The organism is Pseudomonas sp. E45-MNA-CIBAN-0222 (genome assembly GCF_040310405.1).
Lineage (GTDB): Bacteria > Pseudomonadota > Gammaproteobacteria > Pseudomonadales > Pseudomonadaceae > Stutzerimonas > Stutzerimonas stutzeri_AC.
Window position 1 is genome coordinate 138,516 of record NZ_JBEOPU010000010.1, and the last position, 16,926, is coordinate 155,441.

19 protein-coding genes are annotated in these 16,926 nt (G+C 59.8%); 4 read left to right on the forward strand and 15 right to left on the reverse strand.

All coding sequences use genetic code 11. From position 1 onward, the window contains the following. Positions 1-305 precede the first annotated feature (305 nt). The 8 genes from murB to AAEZ08_RS16145 all read right to left on the reverse strand — a co-directional run bounded on the left by murB (position 306) and on the right by AAEZ08_RS16145 (position 7,138). Positions 306-1,325: a UDP-N-acetylmuramate dehydrogenase gene (murB, locus tag AAEZ08_RS16110; RefSeq protein ID WP_500124692.1), complete on the reverse strand. Its 1,020-nt coding sequence runs from the start codon at positions 1,323-1,325 to the stop codon at positions 306-308. Further along, positions 1,322-1,786, reverse strand: coding sequence for a low molecular weight protein-tyrosine-phosphatase (locus AAEZ08_RS16115; RefSeq protein ID WP_500124693.1), 465 nt, complete (start codon positions 1,784-1,786; stop codon positions 1,322-1,324). The genes murB and AAEZ08_RS16115 overlap by 4 nt, the downstream gene beginning before the upstream one ends. Before the next feature lies 1 nt (position 1,787). After that, positions 1,788-2,552 (reverse strand): 3-deoxy-manno-octulosonate cytidylyltransferase, encoded by a 765-nt coding sequence (kdsB, locus tag AAEZ08_RS16120; RefSeq protein WP_003283687.1) that lies wholly within the window; start codon positions 2,550-2,552, stop codon positions 1,788-1,790. After that, positions 2,549-2,734, reverse strand: coding sequence for a Trm112 family protein (locus AAEZ08_RS16125; protein ID WP_003283689.1), 186 nt, complete (start codon positions 2,732-2,734; stop codon positions 2,549-2,551). Before AAEZ08_RS16125 ends, kdsB begins: the two co-directional genes overlap by 4 nt. A gap of 45 nt (positions 2,735-2,779) precedes the next feature. Next, positions 2,780-3,784, reverse strand: a complete 1,005-nt coding sequence (gene lpxK, locus AAEZ08_RS16130) for a tetraacyldisaccharide 4'-kinase (RefSeq protein WP_003283690.1) — start codon at positions 3,782-3,784, stop codon at positions 2,780-2,782. Further along, entirely contained in the window at positions 3,784-4,212 is a 429-nt protein-coding gene (pocB, locus tag AAEZ08_RS16135) for a flagellar polar localization protein PocB (RefSeq protein ID WP_058064809.1), read from the reverse strand. Before pocB ends, lpxK begins: the two co-directional genes overlap by 1 nt. After that, positions 4,209-4,841, reverse strand: a complete 633-nt coding sequence (gene pocA / locus AAEZ08_RS16140) for a flagellar polar localization protein PocA (protein WP_500124694.1) — start codon at positions 4,839-4,841, stop codon at positions 4,209-4,211. The genes pocB and pocA overlap by 4 nt, the downstream gene beginning before the upstream one ends. Before the next feature lie 71 nt (positions 4,842-4,912). Then, positions 4,913-7,138 carry a DNA internalization-related competence protein ComEC/Rec2 gene (locus AAEZ08_RS16145; RefSeq protein ID WP_500124695.1) on the reverse strand — a complete coding sequence of 742 codons (2,226 nt, stop codon included), beginning with the start codon at positions 7,136-7,138 and terminating at the stop codon, positions 4,913-4,915. Between the two features lie 149 nt (positions 7,139-7,287). Here AAEZ08_RS16145 and AAEZ08_RS16150 point away from each other — a divergent pair, with 149 nt between their 5' ends. Further along, complete coding sequence (locus AAEZ08_RS16150; RefSeq protein WP_003283695.1) at positions 7,288-7,803, forward strand: DUF2062 domain-containing protein; 516 nt, start codon at positions 7,288-7,290, stop codon at positions 7,801-7,803. A gap of 7 nt (positions 7,804-7,810) precedes the next feature. On the opposite strand, the gene AAEZ08_RS16155 is transcribed toward AAEZ08_RS16150, so the two are convergent. From AAEZ08_RS16155 to AAEZ08_RS16165, 3 genes are read right to left on the reverse strand one after another with little or no spacing between them, the layout of a single operon-like run. Beyond that, on the reverse strand, positions 7,811-9,055 hold the full coding sequence (locus AAEZ08_RS16155) for a lipoprotein-releasing ABC transporter permease subunit (protein WP_500124696.1): 1,245 nt from the start codon (positions 9,053-9,055) through the stop codon (positions 7,811-7,813). After that, positions 9,055-9,753, reverse strand: coding sequence for a lipoprotein-releasing ABC transporter ATP-binding protein LolD (lolD, locus tag AAEZ08_RS16160; RefSeq protein ID WP_003283698.1), 699 nt, complete (start codon positions 9,751-9,753; stop codon positions 9,055-9,057). The genes AAEZ08_RS16155 and lolD overlap by 1 nt, the downstream gene beginning before the upstream one ends. Before the next feature lie 7 nt (positions 9,754-9,760). After that, positions 9,761-11,008 (reverse strand): lipoprotein-releasing ABC transporter permease subunit, encoded by a 1,248-nt coding sequence (locus AAEZ08_RS16165; RefSeq protein WP_058064810.1) that lies wholly within the window; start codon positions 11,006-11,008, stop codon positions 9,761-9,763. Positions 11,009-11,105: 97 nt separating this feature from the next. Between AAEZ08_RS16165 and AAEZ08_RS16170 the strand changes: the two genes are divergently transcribed. Genes AAEZ08_RS16170 through AAEZ08_RS16180 form a run of 3 tightly spaced genes read left to right on the forward strand, consistent with a single transcriptional unit; the run spans position 11,106 to position 12,712 of the window. Continuing rightward, positions 11,106-11,678: a PilZ domain-containing protein gene (locus tag AAEZ08_RS16170; RefSeq protein ID WP_058064811.1), complete on the forward strand. Its 573-nt coding sequence runs from the start codon at positions 11,106-11,108 to the stop codon at positions 11,676-11,678. A 3-nt stretch (positions 11,679-11,681) separates the two neighbouring features. Then, positions 11,682-11,990 (forward strand): hypothetical protein, encoded by a 309-nt coding sequence (locus AAEZ08_RS16175; RefSeq protein WP_003283702.1) that lies wholly within the window; start codon positions 11,682-11,684, stop codon positions 11,988-11,990. Further along, positions 11,987-12,712 carry a glycerophosphodiester phosphodiesterase gene (locus AAEZ08_RS16180; protein WP_003283703.1) on the forward strand — a complete coding sequence of 242 codons (726 nt, stop codon included), beginning with the start codon at positions 11,987-11,989 and terminating at the stop codon, positions 12,710-12,712. Before AAEZ08_RS16175 ends, AAEZ08_RS16180 begins: the two co-directional genes overlap by 4 nt. Before the next feature lie 147 nt (positions 12,713-12,859). On the opposite strand, the gene sthA is transcribed toward AAEZ08_RS16180, so the two are convergent. The 4 genes from sthA to nqrF form a co-directional block, all read right to left on the reverse strand. Next, on the reverse strand, positions 12,860-14,254 hold the full coding sequence (gene sthA, locus AAEZ08_RS16185; protein ID WP_058064813.1) for a Si-specific NAD(P)(+) transhydrogenase: 1,395 nt from the start codon (positions 14,252-14,254) through the stop codon (positions 12,860-12,862). A 157-nt stretch (positions 14,255-14,411) separates the two neighbouring features. After that, on the reverse strand, positions 14,412-14,639 hold the full coding sequence (nqrM, locus tag AAEZ08_RS16190; protein ID WP_003283705.1) for a (Na+)-NQR maturation NqrM: 228 nt from the start codon (positions 14,637-14,639) through the stop codon (positions 14,412-14,414). Further along, positions 14,636-15,559: an FAD:protein FMN transferase gene (locus AAEZ08_RS16195; protein WP_427702672.1), complete on the reverse strand. Its 924-nt coding sequence runs from the start codon at positions 15,557-15,559 to the stop codon at positions 14,636-14,638. The genes nqrM and AAEZ08_RS16195 overlap by 4 nt, the downstream gene beginning before the upstream one ends. 130 nt (positions 15,560-15,689) lie before the next feature. Next, positions 15,690-16,916: an NADH:ubiquinone reductase (Na(+)-transporting) subunit F gene (gene nqrF / locus AAEZ08_RS16200; protein WP_193384589.1), complete on the reverse strand. Its 1,227-nt coding sequence runs from the start codon at positions 16,914-16,916 to the stop codon at positions 15,690-15,692. Positions 16,917-16,926: the final 10 nt, after the last annotated feature.

Below are 16,926 nucleotides of genomic sequence, written 5' to 3' on the forward strand. Positions count from 1 at the left end.
TCGGCATCCCTTTTTTTACCTTTTGTGTCCCGCCCTGAATAGGATTTACACCTTCGACCGCGAGATATGGAGGCGTCGACGGAGCAAGGCGTTACGCGAACCGAGCGCAAATACTTGCCGGCCATTAATGGCCACGGTCGATAGCCCCGAAACAGGCGCCCTACGTGTAAAGGTTCTATTCTGCGAATGGACTCGCCGCATTCGCAGAAATGGAATGCCTGTCCGTTTGTCTCGGCAACAGAAATCCCGTCAGCACCGCTACGCCATCGTGACTAGCGCATTGATGCCCGAGTCAGAGGCTAGCCTCAGAGAACGTTCGGCTCAATCTCAAGTACGACATCGAAACGCGCAAGTACGTCAGCCTGGATTCGCCGCGCCAACCCTAGCAGCTGCGCGCCTTTTGCCCGGCCATAATTGACCAGCACCAGCGCCTGCAGGCGATGTACGCCAGCATCACCGTCACGAAAGCCTTTCCAGCCAGCCTTCTCGATCAGCCAGCCTGCCGCCAGTTTTACCTGACCGTCGGCCTGCGGGTAGGCAACAAGATCAGAATGGCTCTCACGCAGCGCCTGAGCAACGGCGGCGGGAACCAGGGGGTTCTTGAAGAAGCTGCCAGCGTTACCTAGTTGTTGTGGGTCGGGAAGTTTTTCACTACGGATAGCACAAACTGCTCGACTCACGTCCTGCGCACTTGGCGTAGCGATCCCCTGCTCCGCCAGGCGCTGACGGATCGGGCCGTACTCAAGATGCAGCCCCGCCTGCCGACGTAGCTGGAAGCGCACGCGCAGAATCAGATAACGTCCCTGCTGCTGCTTGAACAAACTGTCGCGGTAATCAAAGGCACAGTCCTCCAAGGTGAACTCACGGATCACCCCGCTTTGGCTATCCATCGCCGTGAGCCCAGCGAACACATCCTTGATCTCGACGCCATAGGCGCCGATATTCTGAATTGGCGAGGCACCAACCGTCCCGGGTATCAGACTCAGGTTCTCTAGCCCTACCAAACCCTGCTCCAGTGTCCAGAGCACAAACGGGTGCCATGGCTCCCCTGCCTCTGCCTCCACCAGCACCCGCTCGACAGACTCATCAATGATGCGTATTCCACGACTGGCCATATGCAGGACCAGCGCCGAAACGTCGCGAGTCAGTAGCAGGTTGCTGCCGCCGCCAATTGGTAGCAGCGGAACGTCGAGTTGTCGCGCCTGAGCGAGCGCATCGCGTACATCCTCATCACTCTTTGCAGAGGCGAAGAAACGTGCACGCTGGTCGACTGCAAAGGTGTTGTATGACTTGAGCGACTGGTTCGATGCGAGGATCAGGCTCACTGTCGCCCCTTTATTTCCGCGAGCAGCCCGTCACAGGCTTTTTCGATGAGATCCAAGACCTCCTCGAACCCATCAGGTCCACCGTAGTAAGGATCAGGCACCACATCAGCTCCCAGGCCATAGCGGCGCAGCATCAGGTCGAGATCAGCTCGGCCATGAGCCGGTCGCATTGCACGCAGATAAGCCAGATTGTCGTGATCCATCGCCAGAATCAGATCGAAACGCTCGAAATCCTCAGGCTGCACCTGACGAGCGCGCAAGGCTGCGAGCTGATAGCCCCGCCGCCCCGCTGCCTCGCAAGTGCGCGAATCCGGCGCCTTGCCAACATGCCAGTCGCCAGTCCCGGCCGAGTCGATCTCGATCCTATGATCGAGCCCGGCTTGCTCGACGCGCTGGCGAAACACGCCTTCCGCTGTAGGCGAACGACAGATGTTACCCATGCAAACGAACAGCACTTTCATCTTAACCACCCAGTAGAGCGCGAACCCGCTCCAGGTCCTCCACCGTATCGACCCCAGCAGGGGGCGCTTCTACCGCGTCCGCGACGTGAATACGCTGACCGTGCCAGAGCGCACGCAGTTGCTCGAGGCACTCGGTATCTTCCAACCAGCAAGGGCCCCAAGAAACGAAATTAGCGAGGAAGCCGGCCCGATAAGCGTAGATCCCGATATGTCGACGATATGGCACCCTGGCAGGGAGCTGACTACGATCAGCAGCAAACGAATCGCGTGCCCAAGGCAGCGGCGCGCGACTGAAAGTCAGCGCCAGGCCATTGATATCTGAAAGAACCTTTACCACGTTGGGATTGAACAGGGCCTGCACGTCTGCCAGCGGCTCAGCGAGCGTCGCCATCGCAGCCTCGGGATGTGCGGCCAGATTCGCCGCAACCTGATCGATCACTGCCGGAGGAATCAGCGGCTCGTCACCCTGTACGTTGACCACGATGGCATCGTCTGACAGCCCAAGCTGCTCGGCCACCTCGGCGAGGCGGTCTGTGCCGGAGTTGTGGTCGGCCCGCGTCAGAACGACTTGCGCACCGAATGCCTTACAAGCCTCCACGATACGCGGGTCATCGGTGGCGACAACGACGCGCTGGGCCGCGCTTTTGCTCGCCTGCTCCCACACATGTTGAATCATCGGCTTGCCCGCGATATCCCGTAGCGGCTTACCAGGCAGGCGAGTCGACGCATAGCGGGCGGGGATCACCACAGTGTAGACGTTGCTCATTTGTCCAGGCGCTCGTCCACGTCCAGGGTACGGGCTTCGCTTTCAAGCATCACCGGAATGCCATCTCGCACAGGAAAGGCCAGTGCGTCAGCCTTGCAGATCAACTCCGATTTGTCGTCGGCAAGCTTCAGCGGCCCCTTGCATAGTGGGCACGCCAGAATATCGAGTAGTTTGGTATCCATGCGCAGTCCTTGGAAGCGGCCGACTGCGATGGCAGATCGAGCAGCTTAAGTGTGATCGGGCAGCAATCGCGTCAACTGGCCGTCGAACCAGGTAACGAAGGCCCCTGAAGGCACAGCCTGCACCTGCAGATACGACCAACCTGGCGGCGCGAATGGCCGGCATTTAACCGCATCCTTTTCTGTCATCACCAGCGGCAAGTCGGGGCTGAACTTCAGCTGCTCCGAACTGTAGGCGGCGTGATCGGCGAAGGCATGCGGAATCGGTCGCCAGTGTAGCGTTTCGAGCGTGGTGAAGAAACGTTGCGGGTTGCCGATGCCCGCCACGGCATGCAGCTGTTGCCCGGATGGAAAGTGATCAAGCGGCCAGCGCTCGCCAGAGCACAGCTCGACCAGCGCCACGGGTTTGAGGGCGAACGCATAACCGTTAGCGGAATCCGCCTCGGCGCCGTTGAGCAGTACCGCATCGACGCTTTCTAGGCGCTCGGCCGGCTCACGCAATGGGCCGGCCGGCAAGCAGCGGCCATTGCCCAGCCCACGGACTGCGTCGATCAATACCAGCTCGAGATCTCGCGCCAACCGATAGTGCTGCAGGCCATCGTCGGAAAGAATCAGGTCGAGGGGCTCCGTCTCCAGTAGTTGGCGAACCGCGCGCGACCGATCGGGATCGATCATCAACGGCACGCCGGTACGCTGAACGATCAATAGAGGTTCGTCGCCAGATTGCTCAGCCGGCTGCTCCGGAAGAACGCGCCAGGGCAACGTTGGTGGCTTTGCACCGTAGCCGCGACTAACAACCCCGACGCGCAGCCCGCGGTTGCGACAATGCTCGATCAGCCAGAGAATTAGGGGGGTCTTACCGGTTCCGCCGACAGTGATATTGCCGACCACGATGATCGGCACTGCAGCCCGATAGGCAGCGCTGCGGCCGTCGAGAAAACGCCCCCGTTTGGCCTTGACGACGCGCCGATACAGCAACTCCAGCGGCATCAGCAAGCGTAAAGCCGGATGCCCCTGATACCAGGCGTGCTGCAGGCGGTCGGCAAATGACATCAGGGCGACGCCTGCGCCTCGACGGTGGTGATCCGCAACTGAGCGAAGCCCAGCTTGCCAGCGGCATCCATCGCGGTAATTACCGCCTGATGCGGCGTCTTACCGTCGGCGCTGATGATCATCGGCAGCCGATTATCGCCACCGGACTCCTTGCTCAGCGCTGCCATCAGCGAGTTGAGATCGTTCTTCAACAGAACCTTGCCGTTGAGAGAGTAATTGCCGGACACGTCGATCAGCACTTCCAGCTGACGCGTCTCGGCAGACTCGGGCGGCATGCCGCTAGCCGCTTCCGGCAAATCGACCTTGAGCTGCGTTTCACGGGTGAACGTGGTGGTGACCACGAAGAACAACAACAGGATAAACACCACATCGATCAGTGGTGCCAGCCCTATCTCGACATTCTCCCGGGGTTTGCGACGGAATTTCACGCCTTTTCCTCACCGAGATCGACGTCACGGTCGCCCTGCACCACTTCCACCAGCTTGATCGCTTCCTGCTCCATGCCTACAACAAGCTCATCGACGCGGCGCTCCAGGAAACGATGGAAGAACAGCGCAGGGATGCCGACCATCAGGCCCGCAGCGGTGGTGATCAGCGCCTTGGCGATACCGCCGGCCAGCAGCGGCGCGTTGGCCATGCCCGAATCCATGAAGGCGCTGAATATCTGAATCATGCCCAGCACGGTCCCCAACAGGCCCAGCAAAGGCGCGATACCGGCAATGGTACCCAGCGCATTGAGGTAGCGCTCGAGGTCGTGGACCACCCTGGCCGCGGCTTCTTCGATGCACTCCTTCATGATCTCGCGACCACGCTTGGAGTTGCTCAGGCCGGCGGCAAGAATCTCACCCAAGGGGGAGTCCGCGCGCAGCTCTTTGAGCTTCTGGTTGCTGAGTTTCTTGTCCTTGATCCACTTCCATACCTGGCCCAGCAGATGCGGAGGTGTAACGCGGCTGGGACGCAGCGTCCACAGGCGTTCAGCGACGATGCCAGCAGCCGCGATGGAACACAGGATGATTGGCAGCATTATCCAGCCGCCTGCTTTGACCAGCTCCCACACGAGATGAATCCCCCTCGAAAAAGTGGCGCCACTCTAGCATAGGGTCGATGGGTCGCCGACGGCCGCCGTTCTCATTTTTCCCGCCAGAATCGACGTTCTGCGCGCTGCACCTGTGCAGGAGAGAAGCGGCCAAGATCGATCCGGACGGCACCATGCAGGGCGGTGTCATACGACTCGATACCAAGAGCCTCCAGACGGGCGATGACATTCGGGTGTGGATGCCCGAACGCATTGTGCAGGCTGCGGGAGATCAGCGCAGCTGTAGGCCCAACAGCGCGTAAAAACGGCTCCGACGAGGAGCTTCGGCTGCCGTGATGCGGCAGCAACAGCCACTGCGCCTGCACCGCCGGCCCGCTCAGCAGCAATGCCCGCTCCGCCGCCTGATCGATATCGCCGGTAAGCAGAACCCTTTCTCCGTTCGCCTCCACGAGCAGAACGCATGACCTCTGGTTGCTATCGCCTGCCGCCTGCCAATGCCACAACCTGAAGCGCACGTTATCCCACTGCCACTCGGCACCGTTTTCGCACATCTCCGCGTTGAGGCCGGCGGGATGTCGTTGCGGCTCGCCACTGACGACACTATGAACCGGCATCAAACGCTGAATAGCCTGCGCACCACCAGCGTGGTCGTTGTCGGCATGGCTGAGCAGCAGCATGTTCAGCCCATCTACCCCGAGTGCTCGCAGTGAAGGAAAGACCACGCGCTCACCCATGTCGAAGTCGCCTTGGCTCGGCCCGGCATCGTAGAGCAGCGCATGCTTTCGGGTTCGCACCAATACCGAAAGCCCCTGCCCCACGTCCAGCATCCATACCTGTGCCTGCCCGTCAGATACTGATGCCGACGGAGGAAATGCCAGCGGCAGCAGCACTATCAGCCCAAGCGCACGCAACGGCAGTCCGGAGGGCATCAACAGCAGAAGAACACCTAGCGCGATCAAGGCCCATGCCCAGAATGAAAGACCGCCAGCCAGCCATGCGGGCTGCCAACCCGAAATAATCGTCAACAGCTCAAACAGCAGCGCCAGGCACCAGCCGACCGCCAACAGCAACGTCTCACCAACTCCCCCTAACGGCAGCAACACAGTGCCCAGCAAGGCAAAGGGCACGGTCAAACTCACCCAGGGTACGGCAATGAGATTGGCCAACGGACCGCTGGCACTCACCGGCAGCCCCAGGGCCAATAGAAGTGGCAGCAAGCCGATGGCGGCCGCCCACTGCGCACGTACCAACGCTTTCCACCAGGCCCATTGACCCAGACGTCCAGAAAACACAAGCGCCAGCACCGCCACTGCACCAAAGGACAGCCAAAAGCCCGGCTGCAGCGTAACCAGCGGGTCGATCAGCAGGACGCCGTTGAGCGCCAACAACAGGGGCTGCCAGACTCCCAGATGGCGAAAGCGCAAGCGCCAGAGCAGGACCACAGCGACCATGAGACAGGCACGCCGTACCGGAACATCGAACCCGGCCAGCCAGCCGTATGCCAGCGCACCGGTAAGCGCGAGACCGCACGCCCAGGGTAGCCATGGCACCCGTCGCGGCCAAAGACCTGAGCGCGCCAACAGCGCGATCAGCCCATACAGCATCCCGGCCAGGATGCCGATGTGCTGCCCGGAAATGACCATCAGGTGCACCGTGCCGGTGTTCTGCAACACCTGCCAATCGCTTCGACTCAAACCGGAATCATCGCCTACCACCAGTGCAGCGATCGCACCCTGCCGCCCAGAGGCAGGAATGGCCATCAAGCGGGCTCTCAACCGGTCGCGCCAACCTTCGGTCGCCGCCGGCATCAAGAGGCGCTCGCCGGCCTTGACGGTGCCAGTTGCGCCTATTCGCCGCGCCAACAGCCAGGCTTCGTAATCGAACGACTGCGGATTGACCAGACCGCGTGGACGCTTCAGTCTCGCGGCAAGCCGCCAGCGCTCCCCAGCTTGCAGTGTCGGGCCGCCATACCAGGACAGTCGTACTTTGGACGGCAGCCCGTCATGCCGTGAGTCGATGTCCTCCAGCTCGAACCGGACCACGTTATCGGCGCTGACGGGCAAGCCGACCACTGTCCCTTCGATCCAGAACGTCCGGCCGTCCTTCGATACGGGCAGGCGATCGTCCATGGCGCTCTGGCTCTGAAAGCATGCCCAGGAGAAACCGAGAAGAAAAAGCCCCAGCGCCGCCCATCGCCTTCTTACAAGGAGCGCACAGCCTAGGGCAGCAAGCGCCAACCAGCCCCAGGCGGCAGGTAGTGCTGGCAAGAAACGTGGCAGGACGAGACCAGCGGCGAGCGCCAGCATCCATGTGCGCATACTTTCTGACTCCAGGAATCCGTTCCGGGACCGCAGTTCGCGGATGGTCAATTTGTCGCGGGCGTAGACGTAATGTCACAAAACTACTGTCAGCGTCGCCCCCCGATTCAAGGCATAATCGCCGGGCTGCAGCCTGCCAGAGAACCTTCATGCCGCGTCGTTTTTTCAAACGCTACATGCCGCACCCCGATCGCATCAAGACTAACAAGTCGCTGCGTTTTCTTGGCGCGCTGATTCACGATCCGAATCTCTGGCATCTCAATCGACATTCGGTAGCCCGCGCGATGGCGACTGGCTTGTTCTGGGCAATGATACCCATACCGATGCAGATGGCCGCAGCAGCTCTCTGCGCCCTACCCTCGCGGGCAAACCTGCCAATCGCAGTAGGCCTTGTCTGGCTGACCAATCCGCTCACCATGCCGCCTGTGTTCTATTGCAACTACAAGATTGGCACCTGGCTGCTGGATACTCCGGCGTCCAGCATGCCCGCAGAGCTGAGCCTGGCCTGGGTGCGGTACATGCTGCAGCACAACTGGCAACCGCTGTACCTGGGCTCACTGGTCAGCGGAGTGGTTCTTGCGATACTCGGTTACGTACTCACACAGGCCTACTGGCGCTGGTGGGTCGGGCGCAGCTGGCGCAAGCGCCAGAATGACCGCCGCTAAGCGTAAATCACTCGTAGCGCAGCGCCTCGGCGGGCTGAGTCTGCGCGGCACGCCAAGCCGGATAGAGCGTCGCCAGAAAGCTCAGGCTCAACGCAGCGACAGAAACCAGTACAACATCCTCCAGACGTAGCTCCGATGGCAGCGTGCTGATGAAGTAAACGTCAGAACTGAAGATATGCTGGCCTGATACTTTCTCCAGCCAAGTGACCAGCGCGCTCACGTTCAGCGCTCCAAGCACGCCCAGAACCACACCGATCACCGTACCGCTGAAGCCAATGATGCTGCCCTGGACCATGAAGATCGCCATCACCTGCCGGGGCGTAGCACCCAAGGTGCGCAGGATGGCGATGTCGGCACGTTTGTCGGCAACAACCATGATGAGGGTCGCGATGATATTGAACGCCGCCACAGCGACGATGAGCATCAACAGCAGACCTATCATGGTCTTTTCCATCTTCATCGCGCTGAACAGACTGCCCTGCGTGTACGACCAGTCCTCGACGCGAAAACCATCCCCCAGCGAGGCACTGACCTGCGCGGCCACTTCCGGTGCTCGATAAAGATCGCTCAATTTGAGCCGCACGCCCTGCACCTGCTCTGGTGCCCAGCGATGAATTTGCGCGGCATCAGCGCGGTGAATCATGCCCAGACTGCCATCCAGATCGGCGCCAACCTTGAACACTCCAACCACATTCAAGCGCTGCATGCGGGGCGTGACGCCACCAGGCGAAGAGCTGACCTCCGGCACGATCAACGTCAATTTGTCACCCAGCTTCAGCCCGAACCGCCTGGCGGTCATCAGCCCGATAATGACGCCAAACTCGCCGGGCTTAAGGTCGCCCAGACTTCCGCCGACCAAACGCGAACCGACGATGGACACATCTGCTTCGGCCTGCGGATCGATACCGCTGATCTGGATCGGCTGCATGCTGCCCTTGAACGACAGCATGCCCTCGAGCTGCGTCACCGGCGCCATGCCGACAACTTGCGGATGCGCGGCTAGACGCGCCGCGACGACCTGCCAATCATCGAGCGGCTGATCACCGATAACCGTCGCATGCGGCACCATGCCAAGAATCCGCGAACTCATCTCGCGCTGGAAACCGTTCATTACCGACAGCACCATGATCATCGCCAGCACTCCGAGCGCCAGGCCGATCAATGAAGTCAGGGAAATGAACGAGATGAAGTGATTGCGTCGCTTTGCACGGGTATAGCGACTGCCAATGAAAACACTCAGGGGCCTGAACATTATTCGACCACCAAACGCCCGTCTTCCAGCCGCAGGATCTGATCCATCTGCGCGGCGAGTTGACGATCATGGGTAACCACCAGGAAGGCAGTCTGCAATGATGTACTTAGCTCGAGCATCAGATCCTGAATGCCCTGGGCTGTGTGGTGATCGAGGTTGCCAGTGGGCTCATCGAGCAATACCAAGGCGGGCTCGTTCACCAATGCTCGGGCGATGGCAACGCGCTGCCGCTCGCCACCCGAGAGCTCTGCCGGCTTGTGCTCGAGGCGATGTCCGAGCCCAACCCGTTGGAGCAGCGCTGCAGCCCGCTGGCGCGCTTCCGGGATGGGAGCCCGGCCTATCAGCAGCGGCATGCAGACGTTTTCCAGTGCGGTGAACTCGGCAAGCAAATGATGGAACTGGTAAACGAAGCCAAGCGCCCGATTGCGCAATAGCCCACGATCCTTTTCGTTGAGGGCCGATAGCTCTTCACCGGCCAGCCAGACGCTGCCCTCGCTCGGGGTATCCAGGCCACCTAGCAGATTGAGCAACGTGCTCTTGCCCGAGCCGGAGCTACCGACAATGGCAACGCGCTGCCCCGGGAAAAGCTCCAGCTGCAACCCAGCCAGCACCTCGACCGATTCAGGACCCTGCTCGTACCGCTTGCCCAGATTGCGGCAGCTCAGTACCGCCTGCGTTTGCGAAGACTGCTCGTTCATAACCCGCTCACTCATAACGAAGCGCCTCTGCCGGCTGTGTGCGTGCGGCACGCCAAGCCGGATACAGGGTCGCGAGAAAACTCAGGACCAACGCCGCGACACAGACCTGGATGACATCCGCAGCCATCAGCCGTGAAGGCAAGTAGTCGATGAAATAGACATCGGCGCTCAGAAACTTATGTCCGATCAGGCGCTCCAGGCCGGCAATCCAGCTGCTCACGTTGACCGCTGCGAACATGCCAAGCAACGCGCCGACCAGCGTACCGACGACACCGATCACCGTACCCTGCACCATGAAGATCGCCATAATCTGCTTCGGCGTCGCGCCAAGGGTGCGCAGGATGGCGATATCCCCGCGCTTGTCGGTTACGACCATGACTAAGGTCGAAATAATGTTGAACGCCGCAACCGCAACGATCAGCAGCAGAAGTAGGCCGATCATCGCCTTCTCCATACGGATCGCCTGATAAAGGTTGCCGTGAGTACGCGTCCAGTCGCGAGAATAGAAATCGTCGCCGAGCTGGCCAGCGAGCTCCCAGGCAATGCGCGGTGCCTGGAACAAATCGTCGAACCGCAGACGCAACCCTTGCACCTGACCCGGCTGCCAGCGCTGCAAACGGGCAATGTCAGCGATGTTGGCCAAGGCAACGTAACCGTCGATCTCCCCCGCTCCCACGTGGAAGATACCGGTCACCGTAAAGCGCTTCATGCGCGGGAACATCCCCGCCGGAGTCACGGTTACCTCGGGCGCCACGAAGGTGATCTTGTCGCCGACACCGACACCTAGCTTGGCGGCAGCCTTGTCACCGATGATGATGCCGAAATTACCGGGGGTCAGATCGTCCAGCGAACCTTCACGGAAGAACTGATCGATGATCGACACCTGCCGCTCGGCCTGGGGATCCACCGCGTTGATCAGAATCTTGGTGACCTGTCCCTGATGAGTCAGGAGCCCCTGACTCTGGATGAACGGCGCTGTGGCAGTAACCTGGGCATGCTGCTCGAGACGCGAGCCCAGTGTCTGCCAGTCGCTGATCGGCGTCGGGCTCTCAATGGTCGCGTGCGGCACCATGCCAAGCACGCGGGTACGCATCTCGTGGTCAAAACCGTTCATCACCGATAGCACGACAATCATCACCAGGACGCCGAGGGCTAGCCCGATCATCGAGGTCAGGGAAATGAAGGAAACGAAGAGACTACGGCGTCTGGCGCGTGTGTAACGCGCTCCGATAAAAACGGACAGCGGTCTGAACATAAATCGACGGGTTCGCTGGCGGGAAGAAACTAACATGCAGCTGACGCAACCGCGGGGCCTGATACACTCTGGCCATTGCTGCTAACCGGGTATTGTCATGCCGACACAAGACACTGAAGAGCGCCGCGAATACTACCGTATCGAGGATCGTGTGGCACTGGAAATCATCCCGGGGAATCAGGACCAAGACTCATGCGCAGAGCCTCTGCCCCCGCTGTTCTGCCTGCTCGGGGAGCTACACCAGCTCGATTTCGAAGCCCAGCATTTGTTGCGCCAGATTGCTGAAAGCAACCGTACGCTAGCGAACTACCTGAAGGTCCAGAACAAGCGGATCGAACTTTTAGGCCAAGCATTGGCGCAGGATCTGCTGAAGGATCAGGGCGCGCCACAGCCCGTGGTGCTCTCCGAGGGCGGCATCAGTTTCGCAAGTGACAAACCGTTGAACAACGGCGAAGTACTGACATTGAAGCTGGTATTGCTACCGCAAGGGCTAGGACTGCTTTTGGCAGCCCGCGTCATCTACTGCACCCCCATGGAAGACGGGCAATTCGACATCGGCACCGAGTTCGAAGCGTTGACTGATGCACAGCGACAGCTGCTCGCACGGCATATCCTGCAGAAACAGGCGCTGGAGCGGCGTCTGGCCCTGGAAAGCCTGCAAGGAGATTGACCAATGCGCCACCTGGCGACCCTGTTCGTAGCACTGACATTCAGCCCTGGCCTGTTTGCCGAAGACATTCGCATACCCGTTGGTCAGCAAGGCCTGCCGGAAATGACAATGCCATCGCGTGGCGATACAAAAACCGAGGTACTGGATAGCTTCGGGCTCGCCGATGAAGAGCGCCCTACCGTGGGTCAGCCACCTATCACTCGCTGGGACTACCGAGAGTTCTCGGTATATTTCGAAGGCGACCGCGTCATCAACAGCGTACGTCACCACCAGCGCCCTCAGTTAACGCCGAAGGAAGACCTATACCCGTGACCCTCATCTACGGCCACCGCGGCGCAAAAGGCGAAGCGCCGGAAAATACCCTGGTGAGCTTCGTACAATGCCTGCAGCATGGCGTGCGTCGCTGCGAGCTGGATCTGCACCTGTCCCGCGATGGTGAGCTGATGGTCATCCACGACCCGACGCTCAAGCGCACTACAGGTCGACGCGGAAAGGTCACGCAACATGATGCCGACGATCTGTCCGGTTATGACGCGCGCCAGGGTGGCCCCGGATGGAAAGAGCCCTGCCCTATCCCGCGCCTGAGCGAGCTATTCGAAAAATGCGATTTCGAACATTGGCAGCTTGAAGTGAAAAGCGCCTCGCGGGTTCGGGCTGCGCGTACGGTAATGGCGATCAGGGAGCTCGCCGAGCGACATCAGATGCTCGATCGCATCACCGTAACATCCAGCTCAAGAGAGGTGCTTCGCGCCCTGAACCGACTGGCACCGGAGATCTCGCGGGGACTCGTTGCCGAATACAACTGGCTGGATCCGCTGAAAGTGGCCCGTCAGTATGGCTGTGAGTTACTCGCGCTGAAGTGGACTTTATGCTCGCCGGAACGGCTGGAAAAAGCGCGCAAACAAGGTTTGCATGTATCGGTATGGACGGTTAACGAGCCTGCGCTGATGCGCCGCCTTGCCGATTTCGGGGTCGACAGCCTGATCACGGATTATCCGGGCCTGGCAGTTACCACCCTTGCCCAAGCCCGATAAGATTTAAAGTCAACTGCAGTGCGGGTCCGACAGCACAAATCGCTGTCGGACCACCCTCACCTGATCAGAAGCTCTCCCGGTTTGGCCAGTGCCAATCGCGAGAATCGCCCTCCTCTCCAGCCGATTCAGGCCACCGACTGGAGCCGCTCAAAAAAGCCGGTTGAGCCCATCGAACGCAGCGACCCGATAAGCTTCCGCCATCGTCGGGTAGTTGAACGTGGTGTTGACGAAGTACTTGATGCTGTTTGCCTCGCCCTTCTGATTCATGATCGCCTGGCCGATATGCACGATCTCCGACGCCTGATAACCGAAGCAGTGAACGCCAAGCACCTCCAGCGTTTCTCGGTGAAAGAGGATCTTCAACATGCCAACGGGTTCGAAGGAAATCTGCGCCCGCGCCATGCTCTTGAAGAACGCCTTGCCTACTTCGTAAGGGATCTTGGCCTGGGTCAGCTCGCGTTCGTTCTTACCGATAGAGCTGATCTCGGGAATGGTGTAGATGCCTGTCGGCACGTCGTCGACGAAACGCCAAGAGTCGTTGTTGACGATACTGCCGGCCGCCGAACGACCCTGGTCGTAGGCCGCACTGGCCAGCGATGGCCAGCCAATCACGTCGCCAGCAGCATAGATGTTGCCGATTTCAGTGCGGTAGTGCTCGTCGACCTGAACCTGACCTCGGCCGTTTGCTTTGAGCCCGATGTTCTCCAGCCCAAGCTTGTCAGTGTTGCCGGTGCGCCCGTTGCTCCATAGGAAAGCATCGGCCTTGATCTTCTTGCCCGACTTGAGGTGCAGGATCACGCCGTTTTCCAGCCCTTCGACCCGCTCGTACTCTTCGTTGTGACGAATCAGCACGTTGTTGTTGCGCAGGTGATACCCCAACGCATCGGAAATCTCGTCATCCAGAAAACTGAGCAGTTGTTCGCGGTTGTCGATCAAGTCGACCAGCACGCCGAGCCCACTGAAAATCGATGCATATTCACAACCGATAACACCGGCTCCGTAGATGATCATCCGGCGCGGTGTGTGGCTCAGGGTGAGAATGGTGTCACTGTCGTAGATACGCGGATGACTGAAGTCGACGTCTGCAGGACGGTATGGACGTGAACCGGTGGCAATCACGAACTGGTTCGCAACGAGCTTTTCAACCATGCCATTGAGGCATACGACTTCCACGCTCTGCTCATCGGAAAAGCTGGCGGTGCCAAAGAAGGTGTCGATACGGTTGCGCGCGTAGTAGGAAGTGCGGGAGGTGACCTGCTTGCTGATAACCTTCTCGGCGCTTTTCAGCACGTCAGGGAAGGAGAACCAGCGCGGCTCGCCGATCTGGCGGAATAGCGGATTGGTGTTGTACTGCATGATCTGCCGCACCGAGTGACGCAGGGCCTTGGACGGAATGGTACCCAAGTGCGTGCAGTTACCCCCAACCAGCGGACGGTTGTCTACCACGGCGACCTTGCGCCCGGCCTTGACGGCGTTGATCGCCGCACCCTCCCCGGCCGGACCGGAACCCAGTACCACTACATCGTAGTTATAGACCGCCATATACACTCCTGAAAACGCAACGGCATACGCCGCTGCTGTCAACGAATTCGCCGATACTCAAGGCCACCATCCGACGTAACCCCTCAAGCGCCGCGCTCCACGTCTTTACCGTGGCACGCGACCGTCAGCCTTCTGGCTGAAGGCGTGACGCGGCGCATCAACGCTTGGTGGCATCGTAGGCAAGATCGGCATTACCCGCGTTCTTCGCCTCGTTCACTTCCTCGCACTTCTCACGGCTTCCGCCGCAGATTGAACATTCCTTTTCGATACCAAGATTAGCGATACCACCGCAGGACCCCGCGATAGGCTTGCGCCCCATGATTACGCCGATGGCCATTCCAAAGACGACGAGCAGCATCACCAAGAAAACCAGTAACCAAGTCATTGCTCTACTCCCGCACCGAACAGCTCATCGAAGGCCTTGGTGCTAGTTGTGACGAAACCCTGCCCTTCACGGACGACGAAGAACGCGGCAATCCCATTGCGTTCGGCAAGCGCTAGCCCCTTCTCGGGACCAAGCACCATCAACGCGGTGGACAACCCATCGGCACGCAAAGTCGATTTATCTATCACCGTAACCGCAGCTAGATGATGTTCGATCGGCTGGCCGCTCTGCGGATCGAGCGTATGCGAATAACGCCGACCATCGCGCTCGAAGTAATTGCGATAGTCGCCCGAGGTGGATACGCCCATGCCATCGAGCTCGACAATTTTCTGCGCTACGCGCTGATCATCTCGAGGCGCCTCGATCGCGATACGCCAAGGCGAGCCGTCCGGCTTACGCCCCTCAGCTTTCAGCTCCCCAGTGATTTCCACCAGATAACTCTGTACGCCAAGAGCCTTCAAACGATCGATTACTAAGTCCACAGCATACCCGGCAGCAATGCTGTTGAAGTCCAACTGCAGCGCAACCGCCTTGCAAAGCCGATCACCATCGATGCTCAAGTGTTGCTGACCGGTTAGCGCTCGAGCTGCGCTGATATCCTCTGCCGAGGGAACACGTTCGCCCCGACCCTGTGGCCCGAAGCCCCAAAGGTTGAGCAACGGCTCGAGTGTAAGGTCGAATGCGCCATCACTGTCGGCCGAGAGCTGGCTGCCAGCTGCGACCAATTCGCGCACCATATCCGGCATCGGTTCACAGCTGCCTGCTGGCAGCGCATTGAATCGCTCGACATCCGAATCGCTACGATAGGTGGACAGTTGCTTATCGAGCTCGCCGAGCAAGGCCTCGACCTCGCTGTGTAGCATTTCCTTCGAGGGGCCATCGCCGCTACGTACGTACTTGACCGTATAGGTACTGCCCATCGTGGGGCCAGCGAAAGCTTCCACATTGTCCTGAAACAGACAGCCCGTCAGGGCTGCCGCGAGAGCGACAGCGATGACGGGCTGGAGGTACACGACAGCGAAAACAGGCCGCAGTGACGCTCGGATCATGCTAGCCGCCGAAGTCGTCGAGCAGAATGTTTTCTGGCTCGACGCCTAGGTCGGTGAGCATCTTGATCACGGAAGCGTTCATCATCGGCGGGCCGCACATATAGAACTCGCAATCTTCCGGAGCCGGATGATCTTTCAGGTAGTTCTCGTACAGCACGTTGTGGATGAACCCGGTCGGGCCTTCCCAGTTATCTTCCGGCAGCGGATCGGACAGCGCCAAGTGCCACTTGAAGTTGGGATTCTCGGCCTGCAGCTGGTCGTACTCTTCCACGTAGAACGCTTCACGCATGGAGCGTGCGCCGTACCAGAAACTCATCTTACGCGTGGATTTCAGGCGCTTGAGCTGGTCGAAGATGTGCGAGCGCATCGGCGCCATACCGGCACCGCCACCGATGAAGACCATTTCAGCGTCGGTATCCTTGGCAAAGAACTCACCGAACGGTCCGTAAACGGTGATCTTGTCGCCCGGCTTGAGGCTGAACACGTAGGACGACATCTTGCCTGGCGGCAAATCATCCTTACCTGGCGGCGGCGAGGCGATACGGATATTGAACTTCACCAGACCGCGCTCTTCGGGGTAGTTGGCCATGGAGTAGGCACGAATGACGGTCTCATCGCACTTCGACACATACTTCCACTGATCGAACTTGTCCCAGTCACCGCGATACTCTTCCTGGATATCGAAGTCCTTGTAACGTACCTCATGCGGCGGACATTCCAGCTGCACGTAACCACCGGCACGGAAATCGACGTTCTCGCCTTCCGGCAGCTTGAGCGTCAGCTCCTTGATGAAGGTTGCAACGTTGGGATTGGAAACGACAGTGCATTCCCACTTCTTCACGCCGAACACTTCTTCCGGCACTTCGATCTTCATGTCCGCCTTGACCGGGGTCTGGCAGGACAGGCGCCAGCCCTCGCCCGCTTCGCGGCGGGTGAAGTGCGACTCCTCGGTAGGCAGCATCTCGCCGCCACCGCTCTCGACGATGCACTTGCACTGCGCGCAGGTGCCGCCGCCGCCACAGGCGGATGAGAGGAAGATGTTGTTGGAAGCGAGCGTCTGCAGCAGCTTGCCACCAGCGGGGACGGTAATGGTCCGCTCGCCGTTGATTTCGATGGACACGTCGCCGCTGGAAACCAGCTTGGCCCGTGCAGCCAGGATGATCACCACCAGCGCAAGCACGATGGCGGTGAACATACCGATGGCGAGGAAAATTTCGTAACTCATCAGTTCGTTCCGT